12 protein-coding genes are annotated in these 13,138 nt (G+C 66.2%); 7 read left to right on the forward strand and 5 right to left on the reverse strand.

What is annotated here, in order from left to right:
* Position 1 precedes the first annotated feature (1 nt).
* From IFT98_RS03595 to dld, 4 genes are all read left to right on the forward strand, one after another.
* The gene (locus tag IFT98_RS03595; protein WP_192047280.1) at positions 2 to 1,030 is read left to right on the forward strand and encodes an HlyD family secretion protein; all 1,029 of its coding nucleotides are present in this window, start codon (positions 2 to 4) and stop codon (positions 1,028 to 1,030) included.
* Between the two features lies 1 nt (position 1,031).
* Entirely contained in the window at positions 1,032 to 2,438 is a 1,407-nt protein-coding gene (locus tag IFT98_RS03600) for an efflux transporter outer membrane subunit (protein WP_192047279.1), read from the forward strand.
* A gap of 65 nt (positions 2,439 to 2,503) precedes the next feature.
* Positions 2,504 to 2,920, forward strand: coding sequence for a RidA family protein (locus IFT98_RS03605; protein ID WP_122795604.1), 417 nt, complete (start codon positions 2,504 to 2,506; stop codon positions 2,918 to 2,920).
* Positions 2,917 to 4,599, forward strand: coding sequence for a D-lactate dehydrogenase (gene dld, locus IFT98_RS03610; protein ID WP_192047278.1), 1,683 nt, complete (start codon positions 2,917 to 2,919; stop codon positions 4,597 to 4,599). The genes IFT98_RS03605 and dld overlap by 4 nt, the downstream gene beginning before the upstream one ends.
* 574 nt (positions 4,600 to 5,173) lie before the next feature.
* On the opposite strand, the gene IFT98_RS03615 is transcribed toward dld, so the two are convergent.
* From IFT98_RS03615 to IFT98_RS03635, 5 genes are all read right to left on the reverse strand, one after another.
* Positions 5,174 to 5,584 (reverse strand): PPC domain-containing DNA-binding protein, encoded by a 411-nt coding sequence (locus IFT98_RS03615; protein ID WP_192047277.1) that lies wholly within the window; start codon positions 5,582 to 5,584, stop codon positions 5,174 to 5,176.
* The gene (locus IFT98_RS03620) at positions 5,581 to 6,132 is read right to left on the reverse strand and encodes a hypothetical protein (protein WP_122714217.1); all 552 of its coding nucleotides are present in this window, start codon (positions 6,130 to 6,132) and stop codon (positions 5,581 to 5,583) included. Before IFT98_RS03620 ends, IFT98_RS03615 begins: the two co-directional genes overlap by 4 nt.
* Entirely contained in the window at positions 6,132 to 7,709 is a 1,578-nt protein-coding gene (locus tag IFT98_RS03625; protein WP_197976538.1) for an acyl-CoA synthetase, read from the reverse strand. The genes IFT98_RS03620 and IFT98_RS03625 overlap by 1 nt, the downstream gene beginning before the upstream one ends.
* Positions 7,706 to 8,875, reverse strand: coding sequence for an acetyl-CoA acetyltransferase (locus IFT98_RS03630; protein ID WP_122795607.1), 1,170 nt, complete (start codon positions 8,873 to 8,875; stop codon positions 7,706 to 7,708). The genes IFT98_RS03625 and IFT98_RS03630 overlap by 4 nt, the downstream gene beginning before the upstream one ends.
* A gap of 181 nt (positions 8,876 to 9,056) precedes the next feature.
* A complete protein-coding gene (locus IFT98_RS03635) occupies positions 9,057 to 9,248 on the reverse strand; it encodes a hypothetical protein (RefSeq protein ID WP_192047276.1) in 192 nt (63 codons plus the stop codon).
* Between the two features lie 39 nt (positions 9,249 to 9,287).
* On the opposite strand from IFT98_RS03635, the gene IFT98_RS03640 reads away from it, so the two are divergent.
* From IFT98_RS03640 to IFT98_RS03650, 3 genes are read left to right on the forward strand one after another with little or no spacing between them, the layout of a single operon-like run.
* Positions 9,288 to 10,319: a TRAP transporter substrate-binding protein gene (locus IFT98_RS03640; RefSeq protein WP_192047275.1), complete on the forward strand. Its 1,032-nt coding sequence runs from the start codon at positions 9,288 to 9,290 to the stop codon at positions 10,317 to 10,319.
* Positions 10,316 to 12,199, forward strand: a complete 1,884-nt coding sequence (locus tag IFT98_RS03645) for a TRAP transporter large permease (RefSeq protein WP_197976537.1) — start codon at positions 10,316 to 10,318, stop codon at positions 12,197 to 12,199. Before IFT98_RS03640 ends, IFT98_RS03645 begins: the two co-directional genes overlap by 4 nt.
* Before the next feature lie 13 nt (positions 12,200 to 12,212).
* The gene (locus tag IFT98_RS03650; RefSeq protein ID WP_244650802.1) at positions 12,213 to 13,007 is read left to right on the forward strand and encodes an SDR family NAD(P)-dependent oxidoreductase; all 795 of its coding nucleotides are present in this window, start codon (positions 12,213 to 12,215) and stop codon (positions 13,005 to 13,007) included.
* Positions 13,008 to 13,138: the final 131 nt, after the last annotated feature.

Here is a 13,138-nt window from a genome sequence, read left to right on the forward strand (position 1 = left end):
TATGAACAACCGAACCGCTGTATCCCTCATTGTCGCCGCCATTCTCGTTTGCGCCGCCTATGGCCTTTATCACGTGCTGCACAGCGATGGTGTGCAGCGCACCGACGATGCCTACATCCGCGCCGACTCGGTGCTGGTGGCGCCACGGGTGGCCGGGGTGGTCACCGAGGTGCTGGTGCAGGACAACCAATCGGTCCAGGCCGGGCAGTTGCTCGCGCGGCTGGACGAGCGCGACTACGCGGCCTCGGTCGCGGCTGCCCACGCCAATGTCAGCGCCGCACAGGCGCAGGTGAAGAATCTGCGCGCCAGCATCGAGCGGCAGGCGGCCGTGATCGACCAGGCCAGTGCCGCGACCCGTGCCACTGCCGCTTCGCTGAAGTTTGCCCAGGCCAACGCCCAGCGCTACCGCAACCTGTCCCAGGCCGGCGCCGGTACCCAGGAAGAGCGGCAGAAGGCCGAGGCCGAACTGCAGGGCTGGGAAGCCTCGCGCGACCGCGATGCGGCGTCGCGGGTCGCGGCCCAGCGCACCCTGGACGTACTCAAGGCCGAGCTGGAAGTGGCCGAGGCAGCAGTGGACAAGGACCGCTCGGCGTTGCAGCAGGCCGAGCTGAACCTGTCCTACACGCAGATTCTGGCGCCCGCCGATGGCATGATCGGCCAGCGCTCGGTGCGCGTCGGCGCCTACGTCGCGCCCGGCCGCCCCCTGCTGGCCCTGGTGCCCCTGCACCAGGCGTTCGTGATCGCCAACTTCCGCGAAACCCAGTTGGCGCACATGCACGCCAGGCAGCGTGTGGAGATTCGTGTCGACAGCATCCCCGACCAGGTTTTCCGCGGCCATATCGACAGCGTGGCACCGGCCACCGGCCTGTCGTTCGCGCCGATCAGCCCGGACAACGCTACCGGCAACTTCACCAAGGTGGTGCAGCGCATCCCGGTCAAGGTGGTGTTCGAGGCCGACCAACCGCACCTTGACCGTCTGCGCGTGGGTCTGTCGGTGGTCGCGTCGGTCGATACCACCCAGGAGCCCTGAAATGAAACGTGCATTGCTGGTTTTAGCCCTGAGCAGCCTGGGCGCCTGCAGCGTCGGCCCGGACTTCCAGCGTCCCCAGGCAGCGTTGCCAACCCAGTGGCAGGACAGCGCCGGGACGCGCGCCGATGCGGCGCTGGACGCCGCCTGGTGGCAGCAGCTGGGTGACCCGCAACTGACCGCGCTGGTCACTCGCGCGGCCAAGGCCAACCTGGACATCCGCTCGGCGGGCAACCGCGTGCAGCAGAGCGAGGCCCTGCGCCAGGTCAGTGGCAGCCAGCAATTGCCCGGGCTCAGCGCGCGCGGCGGCTACCAGCGCGAGCGCAACAGCGGCGAAGGGTTGAACGACCCGTCGGGGCTGAACGGCAGGGCGCCATTCGAACTGTGGAGCGGGGCGCTCGACGCCAGCTGGGAAGTGGACCTGTGGGGCCATGTCCAGCGCAGCGTGGAGATGGCCGAGGCCGACGTCCAGTTCAGCCAGGCCGAGCGCGATGCGGTCGGCTTGAGTATCGCAGCGCGCACCGCCACCGATTACATCCGCCTGCGCGGCGTGCAGGCGCGCCTGGCAGTGGCGCGGCAGAACCTGGAAATCGCCCGGCAAAGCCAGCGCCTTACGCAGACCCGGTACGACAACGGCGTCACTACCAACCTGGACACCGCCAACGCCGCCGCACTGGTGGCAACCATCGAAGCCTCGCTGCCGATGCTGCAGGCGCAACAGGACCGCTTGATCAACGCCCTGAGCTACCTGCTGGCGGAACCGCCCCGGGCTTTGGCCGACGAACTGCGCACCCCGCAAGCCATTCCCAACCCCGCCCCGGACGTGCCCATGGGGGTGCCCTCGGAGCTGGCGCGGCGGCGGCCCGACATCCAGCGCAGCGAAGCCGCGCTGCACCGGGCCACGGCGGCCATCGGCGTGGCCAAGGCGGATTTCTATCCGCGGGTCAGCCTGGGCGCCAGCTTCGGTTTTCAGGCGCTGGCCGGCTCGGACCTGGGCGGCTGGGATTCACGCAGCTGGTCGCTCGGCCCCAGCCTGTACCTGCCGATCTTCCAGGGTGGGCGACTGACCGGCACCCTCGAGCTGCGCGAGCACCAGCAGCAGCAAGCGGCGCTGGACTACCAACGGGTGGTGCTGGCGGCCTGGCACGAGGTCGACGATGCCATGAGCGACTATGCCGCCGAACAGCAGCACCACGCGGCGCTGGGCGAGGCAGTGCGGCAGAACACCGTGGCCCTGGGCACTGCCCGCGACCGCTACAATCAGGGCGCCACCGACTTCATCAACGTGCTGGGTGTACAGCGCGCGCTGCTGGCCACGCAAACCCAGTTGGTCGACAGTGCCACCGCGGCGGCGATCGACCGTGTGCGTCTGTATCGGGCTCTCGGTGGGGGCTGGCCGAAAGACGCCTGAAGAAGCCGCGATGTGCCCGGCCAGCCGTGCTAGGGTAAGGTCTGTCAGCCAACAGGAGCCTGCCCATGCCCGACCTCGCCCCGCTCACGCTCAGCAACCCGCCCGGCCTTTTCGATCCGGCTCCCTATGGTTACTCCCATGTAGCCCAGGTCGCCGCTGGCAGCAAGTTGCTGTTCATCGCAGGCCAGGGCGGTGAAAGCCTGGACAGCAGCATTTCCCCGGACTTCGAGCTGCAGGCCGGGCAGGCCCTGGCCAACCTGCGCACCGCGCTGGCTTCGGTCGGTGCCGATTATTGCCACGTCGCCAAGCTGACCGTGCTGGTGGTCGACCACGACCACGAGCGCCTGGCCATCTGGAGCGACACCCTGCGCGAGGCGTGGGGCGGCGAGATGACCCCCGCCTGCACGTTGATCCCGGTGCCGCGCCTGGCCCTGGACGGCATGCTCATCGAAGTCGATGCCGTCGCGGTGGTGCCGCAATGAGCGAGTTGATCAGCGCACTGCGCGGCATCGTCGGCGCCACCCACGTGCTGACCGAGTCGGCCGAGACCGAACGCTTCCGCCAGGGCTTTCGCTTCGGCAGCGGCAACGCGCTGGCCGTGGTCCGCCCCGGCTCGCTGCTGGAGCAGTGGCAGGTGGTCAAGGCCTGCGTGGCGGCGGACGTGATCGTCATCATGCAGGCGGCCAACACCGGCCTGACCGGGGGCTCCACCCCCGATGGCGGCTACGACCGCGAAGTGGTGATCATCAGTACCCTGCGCATGCGCACGGTGCATGTGATCGAAGAAGGCCGCCAGGTCATCTGTTTTCCCGGTTCCACCCTCGATCAGCTGGAAAAGGTCCTCAAGCCGTTGGGTCGCGAGCCCCATTCGGTGATTGGTTCTTCGTGCATCGGGGCGTCGGTGTTTGGTGGAGTCTGCAACAATTCCGGCGGCTCGCTGGTGCGTCGCGGCCCGGCCTATACGCAGATGGCTGTGTACGCCCAGCTCGGCGCTGACGGCACCTTGCAGTTGGTCAACCACCTGGGCGTGGAGCTGGGCGATACGCCCGAGCAGATCCTCGGCAACCTCGACGCCCAGCGCTACACCGCCGCCGACATCAAGGCCGATGCCGGGCTCGGCTCCGACCATGGCTATGCCGCGTATGTGCGCGAGGTCGACGCGCCCACCCCGGCGCGCTTCAACGCCGACCACCAGCGCCTGCACGAGGCCAGCGGCAGTGCCGGCAAGCTGGCGGTGTTCGCCGTGCGCCTGGACACCTTCGCCGCCGAGCGCGACACCGCCGTGTTCTACATCGGCAGCAACGACACCGCCGACCTCACGCAGATTCGCCGGCACATGCTCGAGCAGTTCGACGAACTGCCGATTGCCGGCGAGTACATGCACCGCGACGCCTACGACGTGGCTGCCGAGTACGGCAAGGACACCTTCCTGATGATCCATCACCTGGGCACGCAGCGCCTGCCCAGGATGTTTGCCCTCAAGAGCCGCGCCGACACCTTTCTCAAACGCTTTCCCTGGCTGCGCGCCAACCTCGCCGACCGGGTCCTGCAGGTCGCCGCGCGCTGCTTCCCCGATCACCTGCCACCGCGCATCCGCGATTTTCGGCAGCGTTACGAGCATTACCTGATGCTCAAGGTGTCAGCGGGTTCGGTGGCGCCCACCCAGAAGATGCTGGATGAACTGTTTGTCGGGCGCGAGGGGGATTTCTTCCGCTGTACTGCAGAGGAGGGCAGCAAGGCCTTTCTGCATCGGTTCGCCGCTGCCGGTGCGGCGGTCCGCTACCGCGCAGTGCATGACCGCGAGGTGGAGGACATCGTGGCCCTGGACATCGCCTTGGCACGCAACGATCGGCAGTGGTTCGAGACGCTGCCCGACGACATCGAGCAGCAGATGATCGTCAAGCTGTACTACGGGCATTTCTTCTGCCACGTGTTCCACCAGGACTACATCCTGCGCAAGGGCAGCGACTGCCTGGCGGTGGAACATCGCATGTGGGCACTGCTCGACGAACGCGGCGCCGAGTACCCGGCAGAGCACAACGTCGGCCATCTGTACCCGGCCAAGCCGGCGCTCAAGGCCTTCTACCAGCAGCTGGATCCGTGCAACGCCTTCAATCCGGGCGTCGGTCAGACGTCCAAGTGTCGCCACTGGCGGGAGTGACAGCACGGCAAACCCGAGCGTGCGCAGAACCCTGTAGGAGCGGTCCGTGGCCGCGAAAGGTTGACGCGGTATGCCTGATACACCGCGATGGCCTTTTCGCGGCCGATGACCGCTCCCACAGTGACCCGAGCGTGCGCAGAACCCTGTGGGAGCGGTCCGTGGCCGCGAAAGGTTGACGCGGTCGACCTGACCCACCGCGATGGCCTCTTCGCGGCCGATGACCGCTCCCACAGTGACCCGAGCGTGCGCAGAGCCCTGTGGGAGCGGTCCGTGGCCGCGAAAGGTTGACGCGGTATGCCTGGCACACCGCAGTGGCCTTTTCGCGGCCGATGACCGCTCCCACAGCGACCCGAGCGTGCGCAGAACCCTGTGGGAGCGGTCCGTGGCCGCGAAAAGTTGACGCGGTATGCCTGGCACACCGCGGCCGATGACCGCTCCTACGGGGAACCGAAAACCGCGCAGAACCCTGTGGGAGCGGTCCGTGGCCGCGAAAGGTTGACGCGGTACGCCTGGCACACCGCAGTGGCCTTTTCGCGGCCGATGACCGCTCCTACGTGAGGGCCACGGGGGGGCGTCAGTCCGGCAGCCACTCCTGCAGGGTCAGCTCGACGGTGATGAACGACAGGTTGCGACCGCGCTCCAGCCGTCCGCCGAAGATGTTGCCGTCGGCGTCCGCAACCACTGCCTGCAGGCGGCTTTCGCCGATGACGACCTCGCCACTGATGCTCAGAATCTCCACCCCCGGTCCCGGCACGTTCAGGGTCTTCATGCCGTGCCGGCCCAGATAGCCCAGCTGTGCATCGATCAAGCTGCCCAGCCCGCCACGAATCACGGCCAGGGCGATCCCGTGACTGGCGCACAGCGCCTCGGCGCTTTCAACGATGTCTTCGTTGGGTTTGAGCCGGGCGATCACGAGCCGGCCCAGGCGGCCGGTCTGGATGCTGGAAGCGGACAGGTCGGGTTCGAGTACGGCGCTGGCGTTCATGAAGCCTCCTGGTCGATCGGGTGCAAGAGATTGAAGTGGGTTTCGGCGTCAGGCTGCGCCTGGTAGGCGACCTGATCGAACAGGCACAGGCGGATCACCAGGTTTTCGCTGCCGACCACCAGTTTGTCGAGCACCAGATGGCCACCGTGCTGCTGGCCGTCGCGATCCAGGAACCCGGCGTGGCAATGCAGCAGGGGCATGTTCTGTGCATCGCGGCCCACGGTGATCGCACCGCTGATGAACGTGATGTAGCCGTCCAGTACCACCGGCGCACCGTAGTCGTAGGGGCGCTCGGCCTTGTCGGTGACCACCATGCGGTGGTAGCTCAGGTGCGCCGCGCCGCCACAGAGGATCCTCCCCACCGCACTGCCATAACGCCGCCCGTGCAGGGCCGCGAGCAAACCTTCGGCGACGTTGCACGCCAAGGGCAACACAATGCGCAACTCTTCACCCTGGGCCACGCTGCGGTCAAGCCGCCGAGGCTGCTGGGCTGGCCCGCCGTGGACGAACACCCGTACGCCGTCGCGCTGTTCGAAATGGGGGTTCATCAGGCCACCTCCTCGCGTTCCTGCAGCAATGCGCGAATCTGCTTCTTGACGATCTTGCCGTAGCCGGACTTGGGCATGTCGTCCCAGCGCACGAATTGCTTGGGCCATTTGTAGCGAGCCAGGCGCGGCTCCAGATGGGCCAGCAACTGCTCGTCACTGACCGGGCCAGTGGTGACGATCACCGCGCAGCCGCATTCACCCCATTTCGCGTCCGGCATGCCCAGCACGGCCACCTCGTTGACTGCCGGGTGGGTCAGCAGAGCTTCCTCGACCTCGCGCGGGTAGACGTTGGAACCGCCGGAAATGTACATGTCCGAGGCCCGGCCGGTGATGAACAGGTAGCCGTGCTCGTCGACGTGGCCCAGGTCGCCGGTGTGGAACCAGCCGTGCTTGAAGCAGCTGGCGTTGGCCTCCGGGTTGTTGTAGTAGCCGCTGAACACCGCCGGGCCGCGTACGCAGATCTCGCCGTCCTCGCCGGTCGCCAGTTCCTTGCCCGACTCGTCGAGAATCGCCACCTGCATGCCGGTGCGTGGATAGCCGCAACTGCCGACCTTGGCGGCCGGCGAATCCTCGGCATCGTGGCAATCGGCAGGCAGCACGGTGATGTTGCCGGTGACTTCGCCCAGGCCGTAATACTGCACCAGCACCTTGCCCAGCTTGCGCAGGGCATGGCATTGATCGGCGCGGTACATCGGCGCGCCGGCATAGATCACCTGGCGCAGGCTGCTGTGATCGTAGCGGTCGACGGCTGGGTCTTCGGTGAGCATCTTGACGATGGTCGGCACAGCGAACAGATTGTCGACCCGATGTTCCTGCACCAGGCGCCAGGCTTCGTCGCAGTCCAGTCGGTCGCCGGCCGGCAACACGCAGGCGGCGCCGCGTGCGACGTTGACCAGCGCATGGATGCCGGCGCCATGGGACAACGGCGCCAGCACCAGGGAGCGCGAGTGCTGGGTCAGGCTGGGCATCAGGTCGGCGATGTGGTTGTTGATGACGAAGGCCATCTGCCCGTGAGTGAGCACCCCGGCCTTGGGGTGGCCGGTGGTGCCGGAGGTGTAGAAGAACCACAGCGGGTCGTGGTAGTTGACGTCGGCCGGGCGGAAACCGCTGGCGTGCGGCGCGCCTTCGTCCAGCAACTGACCGTAGCTGAGTTCACCTTCGCGGGGTTCACCAAGGGCAATCACATGCACCAGGGCCGGCGACTGGACGCGCACGGCATCCACGTAATGGGCCAGCCCTTCGTCGTAGAGCATGGCCACCGCGCCGCTGGAACTGCCCAGATACGCCGCCTCGGGCGGGGTGATGCGCACGTTGGTCGGCACCCATACCGCGCCCAGGCGGAACGCCACCCAGGCGCTCTCGAACAGCGGCAGGTTGTTGCGCGAATGCACCAGCAACTTGTCGCCCTTGCCCAGCCCGCGCGCGCGCAGTGCGGCGGCGACGCTGTCGACCCGCTGCGAAATGCTGCTCCAGGTGTGCACCTGGTCACCGCGAATAAACCCCGGTGCATCGGGATAGCGGCGGGCAATCTGGTTGAGCAGTTCGCCCAGATTCATCACATTGTCGATGCCGGTCATTGCACGCGCTCCAGAATGCTCACGTAGTTGGTCACCGCAGCGCCGCCCATATTGAACACGCCAGCGCGGTCGGCCTTGGCCAGTTGCATGTCGCCGGCCTGACCGCTGAGCTGCATGGCCGCCATCACGTGCATCGACACGCCGGTGGCGCCGATCGGGTGGCCCTTGGACTTGAGCCCGCCAGAAGGATTGATCGGCAGCCGGCCGTCCTTGCGGCTGATGCCCTCGGCGATCACCCGCGCGCCCTGGCCGCGTTCGGCGAGGCCCATGGCTTCGTATTCGAGCAGTTCGGCAATGGTGAAGCAGTCGTGGGTTTCCACCAGCGACAGGTCGGCCAGGCTCAGGCCAGCCGTGCCCAGCGCCTGCTGCCAGGCGCGCGCTGCGCCTTCGAAGAAGGTCGGGTCGCGACGCGACAGCGGCAGGTAGTCGTTGACCTGCACTGCGGCGCGGAAGCTCACCGCCTGGCCACGGCCAGGCGCATGGTCGTCGCGACTGATGACCAGGGCGGCGGCGCCGTCGGTGATCAGCGAGCAGTCGGTGCGCTTGAGCGGCCCGGCCACGAACGGATTCTTTGCCGACGGCTCGCGGCAGAATTCATAGCCCAGGTCGCGACGCATGTGTGCATAGGGGTTCAACGCGCCGTTGGCGTGGTTCTTCGCAGCGATCATCGCCAGCGCGTCCGACTGGTCGCCGTAGCGGTCGAAATAGGTCTGGGCGATGGTGCCGAACACTCCGGCGAAGCCACCTTCGATCTGTGCTTCTTCCTTGGCGTAGCAGCATTTGAGCAGGATCTTGCCGACTTCGTCCGTGGGCAGCGTGTTCATCTTCTCGAAGCCCACCACCAGTGCGTGGCGCGCCTGGCCGGAAAGCACCGCCTGCAACGCCGAATGGATCGCCGCCGAGCCGGTGGAGCAGGCGTTCTCCACGCGCACCGACGGGGTGAAGCGCAGGGCCGGGATGTGGTTGGCGAGCAGGGCGGAGGGGAAATCCTGATAGAGAAAGCCGGCGTTGAAATGGCCGACGTGGACCGAATCGATCTGTTCGGCGTCCAGCCCGGCATGCTCGAGCGCGGCCACGGCCGCATCGGCCATCATCTGCTCGGGGTCGAGCTGGTCGAATTTGCCGAAGGGGGAGTGGTACCAACCGCTGATGACTGGCGAACCCATGAGGTCTTTCCTCGAATGAAATCTGGATTGATGTTGTTTGCCAAGGTCGATAGCAAGAGCGGTGCCAAGGGCCTGAAACGCCGGCCCGTGGCGGGCTGGCTGTTACCGCGGCGAGGTGTCGTGTCGCCACAGGTGTCGCTTCGTTCGCGGCAGGCGACACCTGCGGGAGACACCTGTTACATCAGGCTGGACTGCGCTTGAGGCGTGAAACGTGCGGATACATTCGAGTCGGTACAGATTTGTTCAGGCAAAACAGCAGCTTGTGCACTGCCGGTCGCTTGAAGATGCGGTTTTTAAGCAGGGCGGGCAGGGGTGGCACCCGATTTGCTTTCTCACCCTGCATCCCCAGCGCCAGCCACGGCAGCCCGGTCATGAAACCGGTCAATAAAAACAAGAAGGTCAGGAGAGCTACATGAGTGATTTCTCGCGCCGCAGTTTCATCAAGACCGCCACCCTCGCATCGGCGGCGGTTGCAGCCACTGGCCTGGGCTTGTACAGCTCGAAAAGCCAGGCGGCAGACTTCAAGCTCAAGTTCGCCAACAACCTGCCCATGATTCACCCGATGAACGTCCGGGCGCGGGAGATGGCCAAGGCGATCAAGGAAGAGACCGACGGTGCGGTGCAGATCCAGGTGTTCCCCAGCAGCCAGTTGGGCAGCGACACCGACACCCTGGCCCAGGTGCGCTCCGGCGCGGTGGACATGTTCGCCCTGTCGCCAGTGATCCTCGGCACCCTGGTGCCTTCGGTACAGATCAGCGCCGTAGGCTTTGCTTTCAAGGACTACGACCAGGTCTGGAGTGCGATGGACGGCGAGCTGGGCGCCCATGTCCGCAGCGAGATCGCCAAGACCGAGACCCTGTTCGCCTTCGACAAGATCTGGGACAACGGCTTTCGCGTCACCACCACCAGTACCCGTCCGGTGCTCAAGCCTGAAGACCTGGTCGGCATGAAGCTGCGTGTGCCGCCCAGCCCGATCATCATGTCGATCTTCAAAGCGTTCGATGCGGCGCCCACCAGCATCAACTTCGCCGAAGTGTATTCGGCCCTGCAGACTCGCATCGTCGAAGGTCAGGAAAACCCGCTGACCCTGGTGTCGTCGGCCAAGCTCTATGAAGTGCAGAAGTATTGCTCGCTGACCAATCACGTGTGGGACGGCTTCTGGATGCTCGGCAACAGCAAGTCGTTCGCCCGCCTGCCGGCAGACATGCAGGCGGTGGTGCGCAAGCACGTCGATGCCGCGGTGATGAACCAGCGCGCCGACCTGGCGGCCTTGCAGGGGAGCATCCGCGACACCCTCAAGGAAAAGGGCCTGGAACTGGCCGACACCGAACCGCAAGCGTTCCGCGAGAAGCTGCGCAGCGCCAACTACTACGCCGACTGGCATGAGAAGTTCGGCGAAGCGGCCTGGTCCATCCTCGAAAAATACTCCGGGAAGCTGGCATGATGAGCGCCGAGGCGATGCCGGTCGAAAACGCTGCCATGCCCCTGCCGGCCCGGGCGCTCACCTGCCTCAACCGCGGCGCCATGCGCGTGGTCGAGGTGCTTGCCGTAGCCTTGATGCTGGTCGAAACCTGTGTGCTGCTGGCCGGCGTGGTCTCGCGCTACGTGTTTCACAACCCGCTGGTGTGGACCGATGAGCTGGCCTCGTCGCTGTTCATCTGGCTGGCCATGTTCGGCGCGGTGCTGGCCCTGGACCGCGGCGAGCACATGCGCATGTCGGCGCTGGTGAACAAGCTGCCGCCGGCCTGGCGGGGTTTCAGCGAAACCCTGTCGGCGCTGATCGTGGTGCTGTTCGTGGCCATGATCATCACCCCGGCGATGGTCCACTCCCACGAGCAGATGGCGATCACCACCCCGGCGCTGGGCATCCCCGACGGGGTGCGCGCGGCAGCGCTGCCGGTCGGCGCCATGCTCATGCTGCTGGCAGCGGTGTCACGCATGGCGCGCTACTCCACGCTGCGCCAGTTCGTTGCCGGCGTCGCCGTGGTCGCGGTCGTCGGCGGCACGCTGTGGCTGTCCCAGCCGCTGCTGGCGGAAATCGGCAACTACAACCTGGTGGTGTTCTTCCTGGTGCTGCTGGGCGCCTGCGTGTTCGGTGGTATCCCGATCGCGTTCGCCTTCGGCACCGCGACCATGGCCTATCTGGCGTTGGCCACCCATGCACCTTTGTCCATCGTGGTCGGGCGCATGGACGAGGGCATGTCGCACATGGTCCTGCTCGCCGTACCGCTGTTCGTCCTGCTGGGGGTGGTGCTGCAGCTGTCGGGCATGGCCCGCACCCTGATCGATTTCATGGCCTCGCTGCTGGGGCACGTTCGCGGTGGCCTGCAATACGTGCTGCTCGGCGCGATGTTCCTGGTGTCGGGAATCTCCGGCTCCAAGGTGGCCGACATGGCTGCGGTAGCACCGGCGCTGTTCCCGGAAATGAAGAAGCGTGGCTCCGAGCCGGAAGAACTGGCCGCCTTGCTGGCTGCCACCGGCGCCATGACCGAGACCATTCCGCCCAGCCTGGTGCTGATCACCATCGGTGCGGTGTGCAGTGTCTCGATTACCGCGTTGTTCATCGGTGGGCTGATGCCGGCGGTGGTGGCCACCGTGGTCATCGCCATCGTCTGCTGGTGGCGCTCGCGCAAGGAAGCCATGCCCACCGTCAAGCGTGCACCGATGTCGATGGTCGCCAAGACGTTCATGATCGCCTTGCCGGCCCTGGCGTTGCCGCTGCTGATCCGCGTGGCCGTGCTCGAGGGTGCGGCGACTGCCACCGAGGTGTCGACCATCGGCGTGGCCTACGTGGTGCTGGTGGGGCTGGTGATGCACCTGTTCATGCGCCACATCGAGTTCCGCAAGGTCTACCCGATGATGATCGAAGCTGCGGCGCTGTCCGGGGCAATCCTGTTGATCATCGGCATGGCTTCGGCCATGGCCTGGGCACTGACCCAGTCGGGCTTCTCGGCCAACCTGGTCGACCTGATCAGCGAGATACCGGGCGGGGCGATCGGCTTCATGTTCGTCACCATCGTGACTTTCCTGATCCTGGGCAGCGTGCTCGAAGGCATTCCGGCCATCGTGCTGTTCGGCCCCTTGATGTTCCCGTTAGCCGAAATGCTCGGCATCCACCCGGTGCACTACGCCATGGTGGTGATCCTGGCCATGGGTATCGGCCTGTTCGCGCCGCCGTTGGGGGTAGGTTTCTACGCTGCCTGTGCCATCAGCAAGACGCCGTCCGACCACGTCATTCGGCGTGTCTGGGGGTACTTGGCGGCACTGGTGGTGGCCTTGGTCATCGTTGCCTGTTTCCCGTGGATTTCCATCGGTTTCCTTTAAGAGAGTCCTGGTCATGAGCCAAGCAGTCAGACAGCTTCCAAGCACCACCGGCGTGAAGAGCATGGGCGAAGGCCGGGTAGCCTTCATCACCGGCGCGGCCATGGGCATCGGCGCGGCAATCGCCCAGCGCCTCGGCGAGGACGGCCACCGCGTGGTGGTCGCCGACATCAACCGCGGCGCCGCCGAGGAAATGGTTGCCGGCCTGCGCGCGCAGGGCATCGAAGCCGAGGCGGCGATGATCGACATCGGTGATGCCGCGTCGATCGCCGAGGTGTTCGCGAGCCTGCCGCGCTGCGACGTCCTGGTGAACAATGCCGGCATCGCCAGGACGCAAGCTTTTCTGGACTGCGACCTGGCCGATTGGCAGCGGGTACTCAACATCAATGTGACCGGCGCACTGTTGTGCGGTCAGCACGCGGCACGCTTGATGAAGGCGCAGGGCTGGGGGCGGATCATCAACGTCGCCTCCATCAGCGGCATGCGTGCGAGTGCGGGGCGCACTGCGTACGGCACGTCGAAGGCAGCGGTCATTGGCCTCACCCGGCAAATGGCGATCGAACTGGCCGAGTACGGGATCACTGTCAACGGCATCGCGCCGGGTCCGGTGGACACGCCGCTGACCCAACGCCTGCACTCGAGTGCCACCCGCGAGTCCTACGCCCGCGCCGTGCCCATGCGTCGCTACGGCACCCCGGCGGAGATGGCTGGCGCAGTGGCCTTCCTGGCATCCGACGACGCCTCCTACATCAGCGGCCACGTGATCCCGGTGGACGGCGGCTACATGGCCTCCGGCATTCTCGAAATCTGACCCTCGCGAAAGTGGCGCCGCGGTGTGTCAGCCATACCGCATCAACCCTTCGCGGCCACTGACCGCTCCTACAAAGGATCTGCACAATCGCAAAGCTCCCCTGTAGGAGCGGTCATCGGCCGCGAAAGGGG

Origin of the sequence: Pseudomonas sp. CFBP 8770 (assembly GCF_014841705.1) — a bacterium.
Taxonomy (GTDB): Bacteria; Pseudomonadota; Gammaproteobacteria; order Pseudomonadales; family Pseudomonadaceae; genus Aquipseudomonas.

Excerpts from the sequence above, each read along its gene's own strand:
- IFT98_RS03595 (WP_192047280.1), top strand. The coding sequence starts at position 2 with ATGAACAACCGAACCGCTGTATCCCTCATTGTCGCCGCCATTCTCGTT.
- IFT98_RS03600 (WP_192047279.1), top strand. The coding sequence starts at position 1,032 with ATGAAACGTGCATTGCTGGTTTTAGCCCTGAGCAGCCTGGGCGCCTGC.
- IFT98_RS03605 (WP_122795604.1), top strand. The coding sequence starts at position 2,504 with ATGCCCGACCTCGCCCCGCTCACGCTCAGCAACCCGCCCGGCCTTTTC.
- dld (WP_192047278.1), top strand. The coding sequence starts at position 2,917 with ATGAGCGAGTTGATCAGCGCACTGCGCGGCATCGTCGGCGCCACCCAC.
- IFT98_RS03615 (WP_192047277.1), bottom strand. The coding sequence starts at position 5,584 with ATGAACGCCAGCGCCGTACTCGAACCCGACCTGTCCGCTTCCAGCATC.
- IFT98_RS03620 (WP_122714217.1), bottom strand. The coding sequence starts at position 6,132 with ATGAACCCCCATTTCGAACAGCGCGACGGCGTACGGGTGTTCGTCCAC.
- IFT98_RS03625 (WP_197976538.1), bottom strand. The coding sequence starts at position 7,709 with ATGACCGGCATCGACAATGTGATGAATCTGGGCGAACTGCTCAACCAG.
- IFT98_RS03630 (WP_122795607.1), bottom strand. The coding sequence starts at position 8,875 with ATGGGTTCGCCAGTCATCAGCGGTTGGTACCACTCCCCCTTCGGCAAA.
- IFT98_RS03635 (WP_192047276.1), bottom strand. The coding sequence starts at position 9,248 with ATGACCGGGCTGCCGTGGCTGGCGCTGGGGATGCAGGGTGAGAAAGCA.
- IFT98_RS03640 (WP_192047275.1), top strand. The coding sequence starts at position 9,288 with ATGAGTGATTTCTCGCGCCGCAGTTTCATCAAGACCGCCACCCTCGCA.
- IFT98_RS03645 (WP_197976537.1), top strand. The coding sequence starts at position 10,316 with ATGATGAGCGCCGAGGCGATGCCGGTCGAAAACGCTGCCATGCCCCTG.
- IFT98_RS03650 (WP_244650802.1), top strand. The coding sequence starts at position 12,213 with ATGAGCCAAGCAGTCAGACAGCTTCCAAGCACCACCGGCGTGAAGAGC.